Raw genomic sequence first — 20,952 nt, 5'->3', positions numbered from 1 at the left:
CGCCACGCACAGTGGCTAATAGTGATAAAAAATACAGCTAACTCACGCAGACCACGCCGAAAGCAGCAACCCGGCATCAACCCCGACCGCTAAGCCCAACCCCACCACCCCTGCACAAACCCGTCCCCACGAGCGCCAGCAACCCCAAAACCAAACCCCGAGTGCGAACGAAAGACCCCTAGTGGGTTCAAATTGCCCCCGCCGCGTCGTATACTCAGGCCTCCTGTTTCCCAAAGGCTGCGCATGGCTCGTGCCGGCGTGCACAGCCGCGCTACGAGGCACGCATGGCAAGCCTGAACAAGACTTCCCTGACATCAGCCGGGCGTAGCCTGATCAAAGGCGCGAACTCGGTAGCGCAAGCCCGACGCACCCGGCGTGTCGTCATCGGTCTCCTGCTGGCCGTCATCGTAATCGGCCTGCTCGGCTTTTTCGCCGCCCCGCCACTGATCCGCCATATCGCGGAACAGCAGCTCTCCGCACAACTCGACCGCCCAGCCAGCATTGAACGGATCGCGCTCAATCCCTATACGCTCAGCTTCGAAGCCGACCGCGTGCATATCGGCGAGGCGCAAGCGAATCTGTCCGCAGGCACAAAAAACGGAGATTTCGTCGATATCGAACGGCTGATCGTCCACCCTTCATGGTCGTCACTGTTTCGTCTCGCGCCAGTCATCAATGAAGTCAAGATCGATTCGCCACGCTTTCATATCGTGCGCCTCGACGCGCAACGCTTTAACTTCTCCGATCTCATCGAAAAGTTTTCAAAGCCCTCAGCCAATCCGTCCAGTAAACCGGCGCGATTCTCCGTATCGAATATTCGCGTGGAAAACGGCCGGATCGACTTCGACGACCGCTTGCTGAAAACGCAACATGTCATCGATCGCTGGTCGATCGGGATTCCATTCATCGCCAATCTCCCATCCACCACAGAATTGTTCGTGACGCCGTCGCTGCAGGCGCGTATCGATGGTTCGCCGCTGTCCATCACCGGCCGCACCAAGCCGTTTTCGGAGTCGCGCGAGTCGGAGATTGCCGTGCAGCTCGACGGTCTCGACGTGCCGCAAATGCTCTCGTACGCACCGGCTTCGCTGCCGGTCGCAGTCAAGAGCGGGCGTTTGACGACGAATCTCGATGTGAGCTTTGCACTCGCCGCCGCCGCGCCCGTGGTGCGCATCAAAGGCACAGCGGATCTCACGGATCTGGCCGTGACAGACAAGCAGGACACACCGCTTTTCGCCGCGCAAACGTTGCATGTGAATGCGGTGAACCTGGAGCCGCTGCGCAATGTGTATCGGCTGGACGAAGTGCGGTTGACACAGCCGGACGTGAAGCTTTCCCGGGATAAAACCGGTGCATTCAACTTCGAAAAACTAAGCGCCGCAACACCGGCACCCGCGCCCGCCAGCGACGCAAAACCGGCCGCGTCCGCAGACGCCCCGGCGCAACCGCTCGACCTCGCGATCAGGCATCTGGCAATCGAGCAGGGCCATATCGTCTTCGATGACCGTCTGATGGCGCAACCCGCCACGCTCGGATTAACGAACCTGAACGTGACGCTCGACGACTTCGCAACGCTCGGCAAACCTCCGGCGCGCTATACGCTGAAAACGGCTTTCGATCACGGCGGCGGCCTCGATGCATCGGGCGGATTTACGCTGCCGGGCAAGAATGCAGACGCGAAACTCGCGCTGACCAATTTGCCGCTGGCGCCGTTGCAACCCTACGTGGCGAACGCGGTGGCCGCGCGTATCACCGATGGCTCGCTCGGCGCAAATTTGCCGCTGCAGGTGGACTGGTCGAAGCCCGAGCCGTCCATCCAGGTCGGTGCTGGCGATGTCACGCTCAAGTCACTGAAGCTCGTACCGAAGTCGAATACCGCGCCGATAACCCTGGGTTCGGCGCAAGCGAAGATCCAGAAAATTGATGTCGCTGGGCATACCGCAGCGCTGGATAGCGTCGTGCTGAACGGTCTTTCCATCGATGCAAAACGCCTGAAGGACGGCAGCATCGATCTCGCGGCGCTCGCCGGTCCGCACGAAACGGCGCCGGAAGCCAGCGCCACGCGCAAGGTCGAAAAGGCCAACGCGGCGGGTCCGGCATGGCGTTATCAGATCGCGCAGGTTTCGCTCAATGACAGCAGCGCCGACTTCACCGACGAAAGCATGGCGCGCCCGGTGAAGCTGCATATCGCGCCATTGCAATTGGGCGTCAAGCAAGTCACTGACGACCTGACAAAACCGCTACCCGTCGAAGGCAAGCTGACGATGAACGGCAAAGGCGCGCTGGCCGTGGCCGGTACGTTGACCGCGAAGCCGCTGAGCCTCGCACTCCATGTCGACGCAAGCGCGCTCGACGCCGCGGCGTTCGAGCCGTATTTCGGCGGCAACCTGAACGCGACCGTCTCGAGCGCGCTGCTGACCGCGAACGGCGACGCGTCGTTCTCAGGCGAAGGACGCACGCTGAAAGCCGGGTACAAGGGCGATGTGTCGTTGTCGAACGTGCGCCTGATCGACAAAGTGAATTCGGAGCCGCTGGCCGGCTGGAACCTGCTCGGCCTGACAAAATTGAACGCCCGCTACGACGAAAAAGGCGCCGATGTGGACGCCGCGCGCGTCACGTTCGCGAACTTCTACGGCCGCGTGCTGCTCGACCCGCAAGGCAAGCTGAATCTCCGCGATATCGTGGTTCAAGACAAGACGCCGGCAACAAAGCAAGCCGCCGCACCAACCGCTGCGTCCGCGCCAACGGCTCCAACCCCGGTACCCGTCGCTCCGAAAACCGCGTCGTCATCGGCGAATCTGCGCTTTGGCCAGCTTGTGCTGCAAAACGGCCGCGTGACCTACACCGACAACTTCGTCAAACCCAACTTCACCGCGAACCTCGTCGCGATCACGGGCACGATCGGCGCATTCGGCACGCACTCGACCACGCCGGCACCCGTCGATGTCGCGGCGAAATTGTCCGCGAACGGACCGGTATCGATCAAAGGGGTGGTGAATCCGCTGATCGCGAAACCGTCGCTGGATCTGACCGCCAGCGCCCACGATGTCGAGTTGCCGAATATCTCGCCGTATTCGACAAAATATGCTGGATATCCGATCACGAAGGGCAAACTCAACGTCGATCTGCACTACACGCTCGCCAACGACCAGCTCAGCGCGAACAACCATCTTTTCATCGATCAGCTCACGTTCGGCGATCACGTCGACAACACCACGGCAACCAAATTGCCGGTGCGGCTCGCGGTGTCGCTGCTGAAGAATTCGCGCGGCGAGATTGACGTCAACATCCCTATTTCCGGCTCGCTCTCGAACCCGGAATTCTCGATCGGCTCGCTGGTGTGGACGGCAATCCTTCACCTTGTCGAGCGCGCGGTGACCGCGCCGTTCTCGCTGCTGGCGAATGCGTTCGGCGGCAAGAATCCCGAGGAACTCGGCTACGCGGAATTCGATCCGGGCTCGGCCACGCTCAGCGACGCCGCGAAGGAAAAACTCGACACCATCGCGAAGGCGCTGGCCGACAAGCCGTCCGTCACGCTGGAGATATCGGCGCGGGTGGACCCGGCGCTGGATGGACCCGGTTTGCGCACGGCGTACGTCGACCGGCAAGTGCGTCTGGCGAAGATGCAGGACGCGAGCGAAGACAATCCGAACATCAATCCGTCGACCATCCCGATTTCCGATGCTGAATACAGCAAGTTCTTAACTAAAGCGTATAAAAACGCGGACTTCAAGAAACCGCGCAACCTGATCGGTTTGACGAAGTCCATGCCCGACGCCGACATGAAAGCCGCACTCGCGGAACACGCGCCGGTGGACGAGGGTGCGCTTGGTACGCTTGCGCAGCGGCGCGCGTCGGCGGTGAAGCAATATTTTGAGGGCAAGATCGACAGCAAGCGGATCTTCATCGTCGCGCCGCACCTCAACGCCGATGGCATCAAGGACAAGGGCGCGCCAACGCGGGTGGACTTCGGGCTGAAGTAAGCGGATTTAGGCGCGTGCTGAAGACAGCGCGTGCCGACTAAACGCGTCGTGGAAACGACCACGTACATCGGCATTCCCGCCAATCCGCGCTACACTCATCTCATTAATGCAGCGGCGCATGGCGACGCGCATGACGGCAACGCGGAGTCGCTCGGAGCAGCTTCCAACCGCTTCCCGGAATCCACCGCGCTTCACCGCAAAGCCGTCAAACGAACCGTATAGAGTAAGCGCTTCTCGCGATGCGCCAGGCGTCGTTCAGGCTTCCCGCACCCGAATTCAGCGCTGCACAAACCTGCAGGAGAATCCCATGCTGTTGCATGATCTGGCTGACCGGTATGGCCCGGCAATTGTCTTTTTCAACGTGATGGGTTCAGCCCTTGGCTTGCCTGTTCCTGCAATGCCGACGCTGATTGTGGTCGGTGCATCGGTGGCAATGATGGGCTTCAACGGCCAGGCCTTGATGCCCCATCTTGCGCTGATGCTCGGCATCGCGGTGCTCGGCGGCGTGTTGGGCGATCTCGTCTGGTTCCAGGGCGGCCGGCGTTACGGCGACCGCACGCTCAAGACGATCTGCAAACTGTCGCTGTCGCGCGATACCTGCGTGAAGAAAACCGAACGCTTTTTCGGTCGCTGGGGCGTGCGCGTGTTGCTCGTCGCGAAATTCATTCCGGGTTTGTCGCTGGTTTCGGTGCCGCTGGCCGGCGCCATGGGCGTGCGCACGCGCTCGTTTATCGCGCACGATGGTGTCGGCGTGGCGTTATGGGCCGCAGTAGGGCTGACCGTGGGCGTGATCTTCGCGGCCGAACTCGACCTCGTGTTCGCGATGATCGCGCAGCTTGGGCGGCAGGCGCTCCTGGTCGTGGCGGTCGCGCTGGCGTGTTACGTGGCCTACCGCTACTGGCGCCGGAAGATGCTGATGAAAACGCTGGAAACGGCGCGCATTACCGTCGACGAGCTCTATTCGCTGATGGAGAACGAGCCACTGCCCGCCATCTTCGATATCCGCTCCGCCGAGAAACGCGTACTCGATCCGTTCGTGATTCCAGGCTCCGTTTTCGCCGATGAACGCGAGCTGCAGAAGATCGTGGAAAGTTATCAGCCGGATCAGAAGATCGTCATTTATTGCTCGTGTCCGAACGAGGTTTCGGCGGCGTGGATGGCCAAGGCGCTCCGCAACGCCGGTTTCAAGGACGTCGTGCCGCTGACCGGCGGACTGGATGCCTGGCGTCTCGCCGGCCTCGATCTGAAACCACTGACCGACTTTGGCGGTCCGCGCGAGGATCTGGGCGAAATGGCCGCCATGTGTCCGTGGCCCGTGAAAGCGCCGGCCGCCGGCAAGGGCGCGCTGCATGACGCCGTCTACCTGCATGGAGATCGACACGCATGAGTACCACGCACGAAGGGACGAATGACGCGCCCAACCATGGCCAGGGCCATCCGGAATGGCGCGACAGTCCGCCGCCTGTATCGGAAGACCTCAACGCGATCGCAAACGACACGGCCACCGTGGCGCCTTCAGAAGCCGCCGCCGACGCGCCGTTCTCACCGCTGCAAAGCCGCAAGCATCAGATGTACCCGTTTCTCACCGCCGAGGAAATCGACCGCATGCGGCGCTTCGGCAACGTGCAGTACTGGCGCGCGGGCGAACTGATGTTCGAAGTCGGCGTGCCCGGCCCGGGCATGTTCGTGCTGCTGAGCGGCCGGGTGCGGGTTACGCGGCGTGACGGACTGGGCCACGTGCATCTGGTGACCGAGGCCGACCCCGGGCAATTCCTGGCGGAAGTCGGCCAGTTGTCGGGCAAACCTGCGCTCGTCGACGGTCACGCGATAGAAGACGTCGAAGCCATCCTGATCGTGCCTGACCGGCTGCGCGCGCTGCTGGTGGCGGAAGCGGAACTCGGCGAACGGATCATGCGCTCGCTGATCCTGCGTCGCGTCGGGTTGATTGAAAAGGGCAGCGGGCCGATTCTCGTGGGCCAGTCGGACGACGGACGGCTGGTATCGCTACAGGGATTCTTGAGCCGCAACGGTTATCCGCACACCGTGATTGACGCGTGCACCGATCCTGAAGCCATTGCATTGCTCGAACGGATCTCGACATCGAAGGCGGATTTCCCGCTCGTCATTTGTCCCGACGGCACCGTGATGCGCGCGCCCGATGAAAACCAGCTCGCGTCGCAACTCGGCTGGCTGCCGGAATTCGATCCGGCGCATATCTACGATGTCGCGGTCGTCGGCGCCGGACCGGCCGGTTTGGCAACGGCGGTGTATGCGGCGTCGGAAGGGTTGTCGGTGGCGGTATTCGATTGCCGGGCGCCCGGCGGCCAGGCCGGCGCGAGTTCGCGGATCGAAAATTATCTCGGCTTTCCGACCGGCATCTCCGGCCAGGCATTGGCCGGGCGCGCGTTTGTGCAGGCGCAGAAGTTCGGCGCGCACATTGCCATTCCGACGCAGATCAAGGCGCTTCATTGCGACTGCATGCCGATCCAGATCGAGCTGATGAACGGGCAGCGCGTTAGCTCGCATACGGTCGTGATCGCGACCGGCGCGGCATACCGGCGGCCAAACATTGTCGGGCTCGAAAAATTCGAAGGGCGCGGCACGTATTACTGGGCGTCGCCGGTCGAAGCGAAGCTCTGCAAGGGCTCGGAAGCCGTGCTGGTGGGCGGTGGCAATTCGGCGGGCCAGGCGGTGGTGTATCTCGCCTCGCACGCCGCGCGGGTGCATCTGCTGATCCGCGGGCCGGGGCTTGAGCTAAGCATGTCAAAGTACCTGATCGACCGGATCGCGGCATTGCCGAACGTGACGGTGCATACACGCACGCAGATCGAGTCGCTGGAAGGCGATGGCCGTACGCTCGCCGCCGTGCACTGCAAGACGCCCGACGGTCCGCTCACGATTGAGGTGCGGCATCTGTTCCTCTTCACCGGCGCCGACCCCAACACGGGCTGGCTGCGCGACTGCAATGTGAACACCGACGGCAAGGGTTTCGTGCTGACGGGACCCGCGGCTCACGGCGGCCATGCGGACGGTTCGACCTCGCTGGAAACGAGCGTGCCGGGTGTGTTTGCTATCGGCGATGTGCGCTCGGCGTCGACCAAGCGAGTAGCTGCCGCAGTGGGTGAGGGAGCGGCGGTCGTATCGCAGATCCACGGCTTGCTTGCTGAGCGTCAGGAACTGGCGCTCAAGGCTGACGCGGTGGAGTAGGCGCTGGCGCGGCGGCGAACCGGAGCGTGAATTCTATCCAGCCGTCCGCCGAACAACTCGCCGATGCCGACCCGCTGTGCAGCCGCATGATCGCTTGCACGATGGCCAGGCCCAGGCCGCTCGATTCCGTGAACTCGCTGCGGGCTGCATCGCCGCGATAGAAACGGTCGAACAGGCGCGCGAGTTCGTCGGGCGCCACCGGCTTCCCCTGGTTACCGATCACGATCAGCGCACCTTGCGCATTCTCACTACCGGTAAGCCGGATCGTGGTGCCGAGTTCGGCGTAGCGCACCGCGTTCACCACGACATTGCTGATCGCGCGCCGGGACATGATCGCGTTGGCGGACATCTCGCCTTCGGCATGCACTTCGAAGCTGAGATTGCGTTCATCGGCGATACCTTCGAAGTAGGTCGCAATCGTCTCCAGTTGTTCGCGAATGTTCAACGTGGTCCGTTCTATGTCCTGCCGCTCGTGATCCGCTTGCGCGAGGAACAGGATGTTCTGCGCGATGCGCCCAAGCCGCTCCAGTTCCTCCAGATTCGATTCCAGCACGCTCTTGTATTCGCCCTCGCTGCGAGTGTGGGCCAACGTGACCTGCGTCTGTCCGATCAGCACGCCGATAGGCGTGCGCACCTCGTGCGCCAGATCCGCGGAGAACTGCAACAGCCGTTCGTAACCGCTCGACAAGCGGTCGAGCATGGCGTTGAACGACATCGCGAGACTTTGCAGTTCGGTCGGCGTGTTTTTTATATCGAGTCTTGCGGACAAGGTGTCGGGCGTGATCCCGGCGACTCTGTCGGCCATTTTTCTCAACGGCGCGAGCCCGCGGCTCGATACCCACCACGCGAGCAGCGCGGTAACGATCACAGCGCTCACCACCGTGATCCAGACACGCACAAGATAGGCTGACAACACATGCGCTTCCTGCGTCATCACGTGCGCCGCGATGATCTCGATGACTTCACCGCCGTCGCCTACCTTCGCTTGTGCCGCGACCCAACGCATTCGCACGCCGTCCGTACGCGTGCCTTCATAGAGCGCGTCGAGGTTGACCGCGCGTTGCACCGGCACCGGAACGAGCGGCGGCAACGGCATATTCTCCGGATTCACGTTGATGAACGGCGGCACGCCCGGCCGTCGAAAAATGATGACGTCCTGACGGTCGCCAAGCATGGTCTCGAACAGCTTGGGCCGCGCTTCGATTTCCTTGATCGTGTAGAGATCGTGCAGCAGCGAGCGAAAATGTTCGACACGCCCGATCAATTGATAATCGGCACGTGTGGAGAGCGTGGCGCTGGTCGCGTGATATAGCGAACCACCGACCATGCTCACCACCGCGCATACGATCAGCGCGAACAGGCACGTGATCCGGACGACCAGCGAGCGCGAACGCCACGCCGGGTTCAATGTGAGTCCCCGGATGCACCGAACGAATAGCCGATGCTGCGCACCGTGTGGATCAGCTTGATATCGAAGGGTTGATCGAGTTTGGCGCGCAGCCGTTTGATGGCGACATCGACTACGTTGGTGTCGCTATCGAAGTTCATGTCCCACACTTCCGATGCAATCAGGGTCCGCGACAACGCTTCGCCTTGCCGCTTGCAAAAGAGATGCAGCAGCGCGAATTCCTTGTTTGTCAGCGCTATTTCAATGCCTTGGCGCGTGACCCGGCGGCGTAGTACGTCGACGTGAAGATCGGCGACCTGGAATACATCCGATTCGCGCACTACGCCGCGTCGCAGCAAGGTGCGGATGCGCAGCACGAGCTCCGTGAACGAGAATGGCTTGACGAGGTAATCGTCTGCGCCAAGTTCGAGGCCGTGTATACGGTCCTTGACATGATCGCGCGCGGTCAGAAAGATGACTGGCAGGTCACGCTTTGCTCGCAACGCCTGCATGATCTGCCAGCCATCGAGGCCGGGCAGCATCACATCCAGCACGATCAACTCGTACGGGTGCGCCAGCGCCTGATGCAGACCGTCTGCGCCGTTGCGAATCAGGTCGACCTGATACCCGGACTCGGTGAGTCCCTTCTTCAGATAGTCGCCGGTCTTGCGGTCGTCTTCTATAACCAGGATGGTCATGCTGCGCTCGCTTTGGGCTTTAGGTGAGCAATGAGGTCATTCTATCCATCCGCCTTCGACCCGCGGAAATGATGACAAAAAAGTCATTAACGTGTCATGCGTAGATCAGCGTGCGATAGCTAAGATGCAATCCAGGCGATGCCTGTGTGCGCTGTGTTCATCGCGTCACGTTCATCGAGCCGCAGCATGTTCGGTCCATCCCATCACGAGGCGAGCTTGAATCAATCTTCGACTCAACTTTCGACTCATGCAAGCCTCCAGCCCGGCTGGGTTCGCGTCACACACTGGATCAACGCGCTAGCGGTCGTGGTCATGGTGACGAGCGGCTGGCAGGTCTATAACGCTTCGCCGATTTTTCCCTCGTTCGTCTTTCCGCCTGCCATTACGTTGGGTGGATGGCTGGGCGGCGCGTTGCTGTGGCATTTCGCGGCCATGTGGGTGCTGGTCGCGAATTTTCTCGTGTACGTGGGGCTGAACATTATCTCGGGACGATTTCGCCGCAAGCTGTTTCCGCTCAGCGTGAGAAGCTTGTTCGGCGATCTGCGCGCCGCGCTGACCGGCAAGCTCAAACACGATGATCTCTCACACTACAACGCCGTGCAGAAGGCCGCGTATCTGGCGGTCATCCTGGACATTGTGATCGTTATCTTGTCGGGGCTCGCGGTGTGGAAGTCGGTGCAATTCCCTTGGTTGCGCGATCTGATGGGCGGCTATGACAACGCCCGTGTAGTCCATTTCTTTGCGATGAGTTTCCTGGTCGCATTCTTCGTGCTGCACGTGGTCATGGTCGCGCTCGTTCCACGCTCGTTGTTGCTGATGATCCGGGGCCGCTGAACCATGTTGAACCGAAAGAGCGAACTCATTGCGTCGAATCTGGATGTGGAGAACATCCTCAAAGATGCGCGCAATGAACTGAAGGCGCCCGCGCGGCGTCTTTTCGGCAAGCGTCTTCTGTCGCTGGGCGGTCTCATGATGCTGTCGGGCTGCAATATCTCCGACGATAAATCCGTGAACACCGTGCTGCGGACGATGTCGCGTTTCAACGACGAAGCGCAAGCCTTCCTCTTCGACCCAAACGAGCTCGCGCCAACTTATCCCGAGTCGATGATTACGCGCCCGTTCCCGTTCAACGCGTTCTACGACATCGACGACGTTCCGCTCATCGATGCGGCTACTTACAAGCTGACGGTCGGTGGATTGGCGAAAGGCAAGAGCGTCTGGACGCTCGAAGAGCTGCGCGCGTTGCCGCAGGAAAGCCAGGTTACGCGGCACATATGCATTGAAGGATGGAGCGCTATCGGCAAATGGGGCGGTGTGCGTTTCGCCGATTTCCTCAAGCGTTCCGGCGCCGACATTACGGCCAAATACGTGGCGTTCCATTGCGCGGACAACTATTCAACGAGCATCGACATGCCCACTGCGTTGCATGCCCAGACGCTCCTGGCGCTGACCTACGACGGCCAGGTCCTGCCGCCGAAATACGGCTTCCCGATGAAGCTGCGCATGCCGACGAAGCTCGGCTACAAGAACCCGAAGCACATTGTCGCGATCACTGTGACGAACGAATATCCCGGTGGTTACTGGGAGAACCAGGGCTACAACTGGTTCGGTGGTGCCTGAATTTTCTCGCGTCAAATACTAAAACTGGAGCCTCCATGTCTATTTCTTCATCCACCTCATTGCGTTTGAAACTCGGTGTATCGGTTGCAGCGCTTGCTTTTGCCGGCGTTGCGTTTGCCCAGGCGCCGGCGGCCAAGCCCTCGCGTATTCGTGGCGATATCGTTTCGTTGTCCGGCGATACGCTTACCGTTCATCGTCGCAGCGGCGATACCGTTACGATCGACATGAAGCAGGACACGCCGGTCACGGCAGTGAAAAACATCAAGCTCTCCGACATCAAGGCCGGTTCGTTTATCGGCACGGCAGCGACCACCGGCACCGACGGCAAGATGACGGCGACCGAAGTGCTGGTGTTCCCGGAAGCCGCGCGCGGCACGGGTGAAGGCCACTATGCGTGGGATCTTTCGCCGAACAGCACGATGACGAACGCGAACGTCGATCAGGTCGTGACTGGCACGAGCGGGCGTGATTTGAAACTCTCATACAAGGGCGGCAGCAACACGGTGACGGTGCCGGAAGGCGTGCCCGTGGTGACGTTCGCACCGGCGGCGCGAACGGATCTGACGGCGGGCAAGAAGGTGTTTATCGTCGCGAATCCGGTGAACGGCAGCGAGTTTGCCGCGTCGCGCGTGGTGGTCGAGAAGGATGGCGTTGCGCCGCCGATGTGATTGGGGCGGGTCAAGCCGCTTGAGTCTGTATAGCAAGCGCATGGACATGCCGTAAGTACAGAGCCGACCTTGAGTCGGCTCTGTCGCATTCTGAATCAGCGTTGCCACGATTACATCGTTCATGAGCCGAAGCGATTCTGGTTCACAAAGTCTGACTGGACCAGTCAGTATCGAGAAGCTGGATGGAGATGGGGGACCAGTTAGTCGTTATGATTTTTACTCGATTCGCTCCTTCCTCACGTCAATGCAGAGACCGATTTCAACGAACGCCGCATTTTGGATGCCCGTCGGCAATGCTCGCGACGCTATGGTCCAGAACGATGCCGCGTCTCGGAGATTGATCCGCGGCACGGTTTCCCGCGTCGACCGCCCTACGAGCGGCGTCACCATTTTGAGCGTGCGCGTCGACTCCGACACACCCTTCTCCTACGCGCCGGGTCAGTACATCAACGTGCTCGGCAACGACGGAAGATTCAAAAGTTATTCGCTCGCGCGTGCTGACCTCCTCGATGGATGCATCGAGCTTCATATCGGCCGTGTAGCCGGCGGTGTTTTTAGCGACGAAGCGATGCGTACTGCCAAGGTCGGCGACCCGCTTTCGTGGCGAGGGCCGCACGGCGAATTTGCCTGGCATTCCGCCGCTGGAAAGCGTGCGATCTTCGTTTGTACTGGAACGGGATTCGCCCCTGTCCGCGCCTTGCTTGAACGCACCCTTGGCGCGGCAATCGACACACCGATCACCCTCTACTGGGGCGGCCGTAAGCTCTCCGATCTGTATTTCCGTGCGTTGATGCAAAGCTGGGCGCGTGAACATGCGAACTTTCGTTTCGTTCCTGTTCTATCGGATGGCATGGCTATTGAGGGGTCGTCGATCCGACGAGGACACGTGCACGAGGTTGTCATGGAAGATATTCAATCGCTTAACGACGCAATGGTCTATGCGTGCGGGTCGCCGAAGATGGTCAGCGCGGCACGACGTGCCTTCATTGAACAGCGGGGCCTCTTAGAACAGGCGTTTTTCGCTGACCCGTTTGGCGAGATCGAATTTGCACCGGCACCCGATGCTGCACATCGCGAATGCGCGCAAGTGCAAATCGATGTGGGCGGAACGGAGTACATGGTGGGAGCCGAAGGTACGTTACTCCAGGCACTGAAGCGGGCGGGAATTCCGATCCAAAGCGTGTGCGGTGGTCAGCGCGCATGTGGCACCTGCGTTGTTGAGGTCGCGGCTGAATGGCGCGACCAGATTGCCGAGCCGAAGGGCGAGGAACTTGACCTCTTGGCGTTCACTCCCGATGCGACCTGTTCGTCTCGCCTCGCCTGCCAAATCAGACTGGATCGGACAATGAACGGGTTTGCCGTGAGAGTGCGGTAACGCCGGGGAGCCAAGATCGAGCGCTATATGCGTTGACAAGCAATTCTTCTGCACGAATCCAACCATGCATTACCCACGCTGAACCGACTAAACGGAGCTCTTGCCCATGAACACAATCGCCATGTCCGACCTAGAACGCGTAGGCGTCGACTTTTCCGCCGCAACAATGCTCTCCGTACGCGACAAGACGCGTGCTGCGATTCACTCGATTGCGACACAGTGCCAGCCAGGCATGGTCGAAGAGGACGCGGTCGAGATGGCCAAGGGGATTCTCAAGCAGGCCGGTATGCAGCGCGGCTGGCATGACGTCTACGTTCGCTTCGGCTCGAACACGACCAAGACATTCGGCGAAGCGTCAGATCCCGGCATCGTACTTGGCGAGGACGATATCTTTCTGATCGATATCGGCCCTGTCTGGGAGAAATGGGAAGGAGACGGTGGCGATACATTCGTCACCGGCGCTGACGTCGATATGGCCCGTTGCAAGCGTGACGCCAAGGCTTTGTTTCATCTCGTACGCTCGAAGTGGCGCGATGAAAAAATCTCGGGCGAGGCATTGTATGAGTTTGCTGAACAGCAGGCGGACGCGCTTGGCTGGGCGTTGAATCTGGACTTGTCGGGCCATCGGATCTCTGACTTCCCGCATGCTGCGATCTATGAAGGGCCCCTCGCCGAGGTACCGTTTCATCCAGCGCCGTTGCTTTGGGTCCTCGAGATTCATATCCGGCATCCGCAAAAGCCATACGGAGCCTTTTTTGAAGACATGCTGCTTGATGACGATCACTTCGAGTGAGGCGCCTGAGGCAGCTCGCTAGAGTGAACAAAAGCCTCTGAAATTCCGGGCGATTTCGGTTGATTCCGGGCGACATCCGGATCATCGGTGAGCGCAACGCGCACCCTACGCTCGGAGGGTGCGCAAGCTTGCTCCTAGTCGCTTGACCGCTTCGGCCAGTTCGAATTTGTTGAGGCTCGCGAAACCCAGCCTTACTCCTGAGGTCGCTTCCCCGGATATCGAATAGGTCGCGCCTGGCATGAACTTCACGCCGTGATTTCCCGCAGTCGTGGCCAGACGTCCAGCGTCGATCGATTCGTCGAATCTGACCCAGAATGCAAGCCCGCCGTCAGGCACTTCAAACTCGATTGAAGAACCGAACTCCCGTTTCAGCAGATCGGCAAAAAGCATTCGCCGTTCGTCGTACACATGCAGTACTTTGCGCGCATGGCGTCGGATTTCACCCGAGTCAATCATGTCAGCCACCGCGAGTTCGGTCGCTGGATCGCCTTGACGATCGATCAACAGGATCTCCTCGGCCACACGATCGACGAATCGCTTCGCACCAGCGATATACCCGCTGCGCAGGCTTGGTGTAAGCAGCTTTGACATCGAGCCGATATAAGCAACCTTGCCCCACTGGTCCGCGCTAGCGAGCGGCAACATGGGCCGATGCGAAAAATGGAAGTCGTGGTCGTAGTCGTCCTCGATGATGGCGAAGCCGAACTGATCGGCCAGCGTGAGCAGGCGCAAGCGTCGCTCGGGCGGCAGCAGGACCGTGGTGGGAAACTGGTGGTGGGGCGTCAAGTATACGCATCGAATCCGCTGGGCCCGGCAGACCCTCTCGAGATCGTCGAGCCGCAAGCCTTGCGCATCGATGCCAACAGTCACGACATGCGCGCCGTTGGCGAGAAATGCTTCGCGCGCAGGTGGATAACTCAAGGACTCGAGCACGACGGAATCGCCCGGTTGTGTGAGCACGCGTGCGGCGATAAAAATGGCCATCTGGCTGCCACGTGTCAGGCAAATCGTCTCCGCGGTCGTGTTGAGTCCGCGTTCGGCATTCAACATGTCGGATACCGCTTTGCGGAGTGCGGCTGTTCCGCGCGGGTCTCCATAACCCAGAAGATTGTCGCGACTCAACGAGAGCAAGCTGCGCCGGTAGGCACGTGCGAGTTCGTTGACGGGCACCAGTCTCGTATCGGGTGCACCGTCGTCGAACATCAGTACACCAGCTTCGGGCAACAACATGTCGATGCGGCTCTTCTGACCGGGGAGCCTGAAATCAGGCTCCTCTGGAATCGACGTCGCCTCTATAGGGCGAAAAGCAAACGCCGCAGGTTGGGCTGTCGGCAGGTTTGGAGAGACGAAGGTCCCACGAGCGCGCTCCGGGGTCAACCAGCCCTGCGCGGTCAATTCGTCGTACGCGAGGATGACTGTCTTGCGGTTCACTTCGAGTGCTTCGGCGAGATCGCGTGTGCCCGGCAAAGCACTGCCCGGGTGCAGGCGGCCTCGCCGGATTTCCTCGATGATCGCGTGCGCGATCTGCAGATATGGCGCAGTTTTTTGCCTGCGGTCGATCGCAATCCGAAGCTCGGTCGGCCTTAGCATACTGGTCCACCCAAGTTAATATTTCTGGAGGGTTCATCTGGTCCATGTCGATCGTACCATCGACTCACTGCGAGAAGTGCGACGTCTTGGCACTCGCGGCGAAACGAATCCATCGTCATCGACCACACAGGTGCAATCCATGGAAACACGTCCTCTTCGCGCCAACTGCCTGAACTTCTCCGAGCTGCTTGGTCAGGCCGTCGCACTTATCTCACCGACGATGACGGCCGCGCTGATCATCCCCGTGATGTTCGCCAGCACCGGAAATATGAGCTGGCTTGCCTATGCGCTCGGTACAGTCATGTTGCTGTTCGTCGCGTTCAACCTGAATCAGTTCGCCCGCCGCTCGGCGGGTGTCGGCTCCATGTACGCCTACACCTGTCGCGGGCTCGGACTGACCGCAGGCGGCATTGCCGGCTGGTCGCTGATCTGGGCATACCTGGGAATCGCGATGGCGGGGATCACGGGCTTCTCGGTGTTCGCCGGCAAGCTGGCCGAAATGGCGGGCTTCAGCGCGTCGCCATTGGTTTTCTTCGCGATTTGCGCCGTGGCTGCCTGGTACTGCGCATACAAGAACGTACAGTTGTCCGCCGTATTGATGCTTGTGCTTGAAGGCGTCTCGATGCTGCTGATTGTTGGACTTTGCGTGATCGTGCTCGCGCAGTATCACTTCGTACTCGATACCAAGCAGCTTAGCCTGCGTGATACGCCGCTTTCGAGCATGGGGCTCGGTGTGGTGGTTGCGATTTTCAGTCTGGTCGGCTTTGAATGTGCGACGGCGTTCGGTACCGAGGCGAAGAACCCCCTCACGTCAATTCCGCGCGCGGTCATCTGGAGCCTGATTGTGTCGGGCGTGTTCTTCGTGTTCGTCACCTATGTGATGGTGCACGGTTTCACGGGCTATGCAACGACGCTCGACAAGGTCGATGCGCCGCTTAACGTGCTTGCCGAGCTTGCTCATGTGAAATTCCTGCAGATACCCTTGTCGCTTGGCGCGATGTTTACGTTCTTTTCACTGGCGCTGTCCTGTATGAACGCTGGTGCACGCGTCATCTTCGCAATGGGCCGTCACGGGCTGCTTCCTTTGGTCACCGCGGATGCGCACGCGGTCAACGAGACGCCGCACGTGGCCGTCACGGTAATGGCGGTTATCGCGTTCGTGGTGCCGTCCGCATTGTCCCTTGGGCATACGGCTGAGCTCGATACATTCAGCTACGTGGGCACGCTCGCGGCATTCGGCTTTCTCGTGCCGTATTTTCTGATCACGATTGCGGCACCGGTCTACCTCTCGCGTCTTGGCCAACTGCGCAAGCGGGATGTCGCGTGTTGCGCCATCGCGCTGTTGCTACTGTTGATCCCGGCCGTGGGCAGTGTTTATCCAGTGCCGAGCGCGCCAGTTGTTTATTTTCCGTATCTGTTCCTGGCTTATCTCGGTGTGGGTGCGACATGGATCGTCGTGTTCCATCGGCGGGTGCCTGCGGCCGGAACCCGGATTCGTCAGGAACTGGCTTCGACTCACGAGGCCTATCAACCGTCAGGCATGGGAACCCTTAACGAAGGCTAAATCATGAAGCATGTGTTGGCGATCCGCCATGTCGTGTTCGAAGATCTCGGCACTTTCGAGCGCATGTTTGACGAATGGGGGTATCGGGTTGAATACGTCGATGCTCCGACAAGTGATCTGTCGGGAATCGACGTGCTTGAACCGGACGTGCTCGTCGTACTTGGCGGTCCGATCGGCGCTTACGAGCAAGACAACTATCCTTTTCTCGCTCCGGAGCTGTCTTTGATAAAGCAACGGCTCAAGTCGAACCGTGCCCTGCTTGGAATTTGCCTCGGTGCCCAGATGATCGCCCTAGCGTGCGGCGCGCGGGTATTTGCCGGACCGACAAAGGAAATTGGCTGGGCACCTGTGGTATTGACTGACGCGGGCGCACAGTCAGCGCTGGCGCCGTTGGCAGAGGGTACGGCCGTGTTGCATTGGCACGGCGATACATTCGATCTTCCTGCCGGCGCAGTGTGTCTTGCATCGACCACGGCCTATACGCAACAGGCGTTTTCGATCGGGACACAGGTGCTCGGTCTGCAGTTTCATCTTGAAGCGTGTGCGACTGAGCTCGAAAGCTGGCTTGTTGGTCACGCGGTCGAACTCGCACACGCCGGCGTCAGTCTTCAGTCTTTGCGTGCGAACGTACCGTCAACGGACATACCAAGACGCGTCCTCCAGACGTGGCTAGCGAGCATAGTGTTCGACTAGCGGTGTGAGAATCAACTACGCCGAAGCGGTTGATTCTTTCTCCTACCCCCGCCCATCTGCCGCTTCTATCGTCGCGATCAGATCCCCAAAATCCTGCACCAGCAGGTTCATCACGAAGGGCAACACGGTGTTCTTTTCCATCGATGCACACGCTGCATTCGACGCCGATCGCAGCCTCTCAAACGATGTACGCGCCTCCCGTACATTCCCATCCTGCTTACGCTTATCGGCATCGAGCGTCGCGGCTAGCGCCTTCGATAACTCCGCAAACGCATCTGCCGTCATACCAAGCGCATCGCGTGTAGGCGACGTCAAACGCTCCGCCAACTGCGGATCGCCCGAAAGCGCCTGCCCAAGAAACAGCGCGTCGCGATGCAGCCGCGTGAGCATCGGCGCAACCTTGTCGATGACGTTTTCGCGCGTGCGTTTTACCGGCACGATGATGTGCTCGCGGCCGGCTTCGGTGATGGCGTCATCGAGTGCCTGTTCGGCAGCAGCCGAGCGCCGATGCAAATCTTCCGCGTGCGTCGCGTCGTCCGGTTTGCGCAGATAAACCGCAATCAACTCGCCCAACGCGAGGACGATTTCACTGGCGCGATCATGGGCCGCGTTGATCGCCCGATTCGGCATCACGAACACGACGATGAGCGCCGCGCCCGCGCCGATCAGAATCTCGAGCACGCGATCGATCGGCCGTGCGAACGGCGACCCCATCCCGCTTGCCGGAACCAGCACGACGATCACGAGCGTGACGCATGCGAGCCGAAGGGTTGGCCGCCAGGCGGCCAGTGCTGCAAGCGGCAGGAGCCCGATGGCGAACACGATGAGCGGTGGTGCCCCGCGCAGGACGGCGATCAAGCCGATCACGCCAACGACCGCTCCTATCACCGCACCGATGATCTGGTCGCGGCCGGTGTTTAACGCCTGGTTGAGACTCGGCTGGGTCACGACAATCAGTGTTGTGATAATCGCCCAGTAAAGCTCAGGCAGCGTAGCGAGTTTGGCGGCGCCGTAGCTGAGCATGCAACTGACGAGCGTGCGGGCGAAGCGCCTGAGTTCGGGAGTGGCCGCAGGTTTTTTCGTTAGCACGAAGGTTTCGCAGGGTGGGGGCTGTAGCGGTGAGTTTAAGTTGAAACTAAAGCGATTATCCAACGTGAACTGATCACCTTGGCCCGCAGCAGCACCCCCGCCGCCACCACGAGCAAAACCCTCGTGATCGCGTTACCATAAACAGTTACTTCGCACGGTTTACGCGGTTCACCTACCGGCGGCACCTTTCAACCACCACGAACATCAGGAGCCAAGCATGAGCGAGAGCACTCTTCGCCCTTACCCGAGCACGCAGTTGTATATCGACGGCACATGGCGCGCAGGCGCACGCGATACCGCCGTGATCAATCCGGCGACGGAAGCGGAAATCGGCCGTCTCGCGCTGGCTGGCGAGCAGCAGCTCGCTGAAGCCGCCGAGGCCGCCGGCCGTGGCTTCAAGGCGTGGCGCCGGGAATCGGCATTCGATCGCAGCAAACTGATGCGCCGGGCCGCCCAGAACCTGCGCGAGCGCGCAGCGGAAATCGCCGCCATCATGACGATGGAACAAGGCAAACCGCTGGTCGAATCGCGCATCGAAGTCCTGGGCGCGGCGGACACCATCGAGTGGTTCGCCGAGGAAGCGCGCCGCACCTATGGCCGCGTGATTCCCGCACGCGCTGCCGGCGTTCGCCAGATTGTGACACGCGAGCCGGTCGGTCCGGTCGCCGCGTTTACGCCGTGGAATTTCCCGATCAACCAAGCGGTTCGCAAGGTGTCGGCGGCGCTCGCGGCAGGATGCTCGGTCGTGCTGAAGGGACCGGAAGAAACGCCGGCGAGCTGCGCGGCGCTGGTCCAGGCTTATATCGATGCAGGCTTGCCCGCTGGCGTGCTGAACCTCGTGTTCGGCGTCCCCGCCGATGTCTCGAAGTACCTGATCGCCCATCCGCTGATCCGCAAGATCTCGTTCACGGGTTCGACGGCGGTTGGCAAATTGCTGGCCGCGATGGCCGGCGAGCACATGAAACGCGCCACGATGGAACTCGGCGGCCACGCGCCTGCCTTGGTTTTCGCCGATGCCGACATCCCGCGCGCCGCCAAGCTCCTGGCCAGCGCCAAGTTCCGCAATGCCGGTCAGGTGTGCATTTCGCCGACACGGTTTATCGTCGAAGAATCCGCGTACGAGGAATTCACTGAGCATTTCGTCGCAACTACCAAGAAGCTGAAGGTTGGCAACGGCCTGGAAGAGGGCGTGCAGATGGGGGCGCTGGCCAACGGCCGCCGCCTTCAGGCAATGGAGCGTCTGGTCGCCGATGCGGTCGAACACGGCGCGAAGGTGCTGACGGGTGGTGAGCGCATTGGCCGCGAAGGGTATTTCTTCGCGCCGACGGTGCTCGCCAATGTGCCGATGTCGGCGCGCATCATGACCGAAGAGCCGTTCGGCCCGATCGCGCCAATCTCCACCTTCAAGTCCTATGACGAAGCCATCACGGAAGCGAACCGCTTGCCGTATGGTCTGGCGGCGTATGCGTACACGCGTTCCAGCGCGACGTCGGCGGCGGTGGGTGAGGATATCGAAAGCGGCATGGTGTCGATTAATCACCACGGGCTGGGTATTCCGGAAACACCGTTCGGTGGCGTCAAGGACTCGGGTTACGGTTCGGAAGGCGGCAGCGAAGCGATGGAAGCGTATCTCGTGACGAAGTTCGTGAGCGAGGCGCGGTAAGTCGAATAGCAGGTAGCTTTAGGTGAAAGCGCGACGCGGTCTCTGGCTGCGTCGCGTTTTTCTTTGTTCGTCGCTTTCACCCGGAGTTTTACGGACGTCTTGGATCCGCTCAAAATCGAAATCTAATCCGACATTCGGCATCGACATAAGCAGTTTGATGAACCTAGCAATTCGGGCTTCGCTCTCGGGAGATTTATTCGCTTCCTCTCGTTCTGCGCGCGAACGACTGATTTTTCTGGTGACAACTTTCTTCATTCTCTCCCGGATGTGGCTGACCGGACGCATCATTGCGTCCAAGCTCGTGCAATGATCCTACGTTACCAAATATCTGGATCGAAGAATGAAATCATGCACGCTCAACGAGCTTCGTAGCAGCTTCAAAAAGATTCTGAATGAGGTCAGCAAGGACCACGCGCCGACATTGATCACCCGGCGGAACGGAAAGCGCGTCGTGATGGTTTCGGAGAGCGAGTACAACAGCATGCAAGAGACACTGCATCTCCTTGGTTCGGCAAAGAATGCAGAACGGCTGCGCGAATCTGTCGCTGAATTCAAAGTGGCAAACCCGAAGAAAAACCGGGCCTCGGCCGTAATGCCGTTCAGTTAAGGTCTCTTTTGAGGT

18 protein-coding genes are annotated in these 20,952 nt (G+C 60.3%); 13 read left to right on the top strand and 5 right to left on the bottom strand.

Features of this window, described 5'->3' with window-relative positions; translation table 11 throughout:
• The first annotated feature begins 284 nt into the window (after positions 1–284).
• The 4 genes from M0D69_RS39420 (at position 285) to M0D69_RS39405 (ending at position 7,190) form a co-directional block, all read left to right on the top strand.
• Positions 285–3,983, top strand: a complete 3,699-nt coding sequence (locus M0D69_RS39420) for a DUF748 domain-containing protein (protein ID WP_301787220.1) — start codon at positions 285–287, stop codon at positions 3,981–3,983.
• A gap of 30 nt (positions 3,984–4,013) precedes the next feature.
• On the top strand, positions 4,014–4,205 hold the full coding sequence (locus M0D69_RS39415; RefSeq protein WP_301787219.1) for a hypothetical protein: 192 nt from the start codon (positions 4,014–4,016) through the stop codon (positions 4,203–4,205).
• Between the two features lie 85 nt (positions 4,206–4,290).
• Complete coding sequence (locus tag M0D69_RS39410; protein ID WP_301787218.1) at positions 4,291–5,370, top strand: DedA family protein/thiosulfate sulfurtransferase GlpE; 1,080 nt, start codon at positions 4,291–4,293, stop codon at positions 5,368–5,370.
• The gene (locus M0D69_RS39405; RefSeq protein WP_301787217.1) at positions 5,367–7,190 is read left to right on the top strand and encodes an FAD-dependent oxidoreductase; all 1,824 of its coding nucleotides are present in this window, start codon (positions 5,367–5,369) and stop codon (positions 7,188–7,190) included. The genes M0D69_RS39410 and M0D69_RS39405 overlap by 4 nt, the downstream gene beginning before the upstream one ends.
• Here the strand turns inward: M0D69_RS39405 and M0D69_RS39400 are convergent.
• A complete protein-coding gene (locus M0D69_RS39400) occupies positions 7,168–8,598 on the bottom strand; it encodes a heavy metal sensor histidine kinase (RefSeq protein WP_301787216.1) in 1,431 nt (476 codons plus the stop codon). The genes M0D69_RS39405 and M0D69_RS39400 overlap by 23 nt on opposite strands.
• Positions 8,595–9,275 (bottom strand): heavy metal response regulator transcription factor, encoded by a 681-nt coding sequence (locus M0D69_RS39395; protein WP_301787215.1) that lies wholly within the window; start codon positions 9,273–9,275, stop codon positions 8,595–8,597. Before M0D69_RS39395 ends, M0D69_RS39400 begins: the two co-directional genes overlap by 4 nt.
• Before the next feature lie 216 nt (positions 9,276–9,491).
• Between M0D69_RS39395 and M0D69_RS39390 the strand changes: the two genes are divergently transcribed.
• From M0D69_RS39390 to M0D69_RS39370, 5 genes are all read left to right on the top strand, one after another.
• Positions 9,492–10,109 (top strand): cytochrome b/b6 domain-containing protein, encoded by a 618-nt coding sequence (locus tag M0D69_RS39390; protein ID WP_301787214.1) that lies wholly within the window; start codon positions 9,492–9,494, stop codon positions 10,107–10,109.
• A 3-nt stretch (positions 10,110–10,112) separates the two neighbouring features.
• On the top strand, positions 10,113–10,895 hold the full coding sequence (locus M0D69_RS39385; protein WP_301787213.1) for a molybdopterin-dependent oxidoreductase: 783 nt from the start codon (positions 10,113–10,115) through the stop codon (positions 10,893–10,895).
• A 35-nt stretch (positions 10,896–10,930) separates the two neighbouring features.
• Complete coding sequence (locus M0D69_RS39380; protein WP_301787212.1) at positions 10,931–11,563, top strand: hypothetical protein; 633 nt, start codon at positions 10,931–10,933, stop codon at positions 11,561–11,563.
• Positions 11,564–11,684: 121 nt separating this feature from the next.
• Complete coding sequence (locus tag M0D69_RS39375; RefSeq protein WP_301787211.1) at positions 11,685–12,938, top strand: 2Fe-2S iron-sulfur cluster-binding protein; 1,254 nt, start codon at positions 11,685–11,687, stop codon at positions 12,936–12,938.
• A 106-nt stretch (positions 12,939–13,044) separates the two neighbouring features.
• Positions 13,045–13,731 (top strand): M24 family metallopeptidase, encoded by a 687-nt coding sequence (locus M0D69_RS39370; RefSeq protein WP_301787210.1) that lies wholly within the window; start codon positions 13,045–13,047, stop codon positions 13,729–13,731.
• Between the two features lie 105 nt (positions 13,732–13,836).
• Here M0D69_RS39370 and M0D69_RS39365 read toward each other — a convergent pair whose 3' ends face one another.
• Positions 13,837–15,321 (bottom strand): PLP-dependent aminotransferase family protein, encoded by a 1,485-nt coding sequence (locus M0D69_RS39365; protein WP_301787209.1) that lies wholly within the window; start codon positions 15,319–15,321, stop codon positions 13,837–13,839.
• Positions 15,322–15,460: 139 nt separating this feature from the next.
• On the opposite strand from M0D69_RS39365, the gene M0D69_RS39360 reads away from it, so the two are divergent.
• Both M0D69_RS39360 and M0D69_RS39355 read left to right on the top strand, forming a co-directional pair.
• A complete protein-coding gene (locus tag M0D69_RS39360) occupies positions 15,461–16,885 on the top strand; it encodes an APC family permease (RefSeq protein ID WP_301787208.1) in 1,425 nt (474 codons plus the stop codon).
• 3 nt (positions 16,886–16,888) lie between these two features.
• Positions 16,889–17,578 carry a glutamine amidotransferase gene (locus M0D69_RS39355; protein ID WP_301787207.1) on the top strand — a complete coding sequence of 230 codons (690 nt, stop codon included), beginning with the start codon at positions 16,889–16,891 and terminating at the stop codon, positions 17,576–17,578.
• Between the two features lie 42 nt (positions 17,579–17,620).
• On the opposite strand, the gene M0D69_RS39350 is transcribed toward M0D69_RS39355, so the two are convergent.
• On the bottom strand, positions 17,621–18,667 hold the full coding sequence (locus M0D69_RS39350) for an aromatic acid exporter family protein (protein ID WP_301787206.1): 1,047 nt from the start codon (positions 18,665–18,667) through the stop codon (positions 17,621–17,623).
• Positions 18,668–18,884: 217 nt separating this feature from the next.
• Between M0D69_RS39350 and M0D69_RS39345 the strand changes: the two genes are divergently transcribed.
• A complete protein-coding gene (locus M0D69_RS39345; RefSeq protein WP_301787205.1) occupies positions 18,885–20,330 on the top strand; it encodes an NAD-dependent succinate-semialdehyde dehydrogenase in 1,446 nt (481 codons plus the stop codon).
• Positions 20,331–20,348: 18 nt separating this feature from the next.
• Here M0D69_RS39345 and M0D69_RS39340 read toward each other — a convergent pair whose 3' ends face one another.
• Entirely contained in the window at positions 20,349–20,585 is a 237-nt protein-coding gene (locus tag M0D69_RS39340) for a hypothetical protein (protein ID WP_301787204.1), read from the bottom strand.
• A gap of 85 nt (positions 20,586–20,670) precedes the next feature.
• Between M0D69_RS39340 and M0D69_RS39335 the strand changes: the two genes are divergently transcribed.
• Positions 20,671–20,937, top strand: coding sequence for a type II toxin-antitoxin system Phd/YefM family antitoxin (locus M0D69_RS39335; protein ID WP_301787203.1), 267 nt, complete (start codon positions 20,671–20,673; stop codon positions 20,935–20,937).
• Positions 20,938–20,952 lie beyond the last annotated feature (15 nt).

This window comes from Caballeronia sp. SEWSISQ10-4 2, from assembly GCF_030464885.1.
GTDB lineage: Bacteria > Pseudomonadota > Gammaproteobacteria > Burkholderiales > Burkholderiaceae > Caballeronia.
The sequence above is the reverse complement of the archived record's forward strand: the minus strand, read 5'-3'. Positions and strand labels throughout refer to the sequence as shown.

Coding starts and splice junctions, on each gene's coding strand:
- M0D69_RS39410 (WP_301787218.1), top strand. CDS start 4,291: ATGCTGTTGCATGATCTGGCTGACCGGTATGGCCCGGCAATTGTCTTT.
- M0D69_RS39385 (WP_301787213.1), top strand. CDS start 10,113: ATGTTGAACCGAAAGAGCGAACTCATTGCGTCGAATCTGGATGTGGAG.
- M0D69_RS39375 (WP_301787211.1), top strand. CDS start 11,685: ATGAGCCGAAGCGATTCTGGTTCACAAAGTCTGACTGGACCAGTCAGT.
- M0D69_RS39365 (WP_301787209.1), bottom strand. CDS start 15,321: ATGCTAAGGCCGACCGAGCTTCGGATTGCGATCGACCGCAGGCAAAAA.
- M0D69_RS39395 (WP_301787215.1), bottom strand. CDS start 9,275: ATGACCATCCTGGTTATAGAAGACGACCGCAAGACCGGCGACTATCTG.
- M0D69_RS39360 (WP_301787208.1), top strand. CDS start 15,461: ATGGAAACACGTCCTCTTCGCGCCAACTGCCTGAACTTCTCCGAGCTG.
- M0D69_RS39355 (WP_301787207.1), top strand. CDS start 16,889: ATGAAGCATGTGTTGGCGATCCGCCATGTCGTGTTCGAAGATCTCGGC.
- M0D69_RS39420 (WP_301787220.1), top strand. CDS start 285: ATGGCAAGCCTGAACAAGACTTCCCTGACATCAGCCGGGCGTAGCCTG.
- M0D69_RS39380 (WP_301787212.1), top strand. CDS start 10,931: ATGTCTATTTCTTCATCCACCTCATTGCGTTTGAAACTCGGTGTATCG.
- M0D69_RS39335 (WP_301787203.1), top strand. CDS start 20,671: ATGAAATCATGCACGCTCAACGAGCTTCGTAGCAGCTTCAAAAAGATT.
- M0D69_RS39340 (WP_301787204.1), bottom strand. CDS start 20,585: ATGAAGAAAGTTGTCACCAGAAAAATCAGTCGTTCGCGCGCAGAACGA.
- M0D69_RS39405 (WP_301787217.1), top strand. CDS start 5,367: ATGAGTACCACGCACGAAGGGACGAATGACGCGCCCAACCATGGCCAG.
- M0D69_RS39345 (WP_301787205.1), top strand. CDS start 18,885: ATGAGCGAGAGCACTCTTCGCCCTTACCCGAGCACGCAGTTGTATATC.
- M0D69_RS39370 (WP_301787210.1), top strand. CDS start 13,045: ATGAACACAATCGCCATGTCCGACCTAGAACGCGTAGGCGTCGACTTT.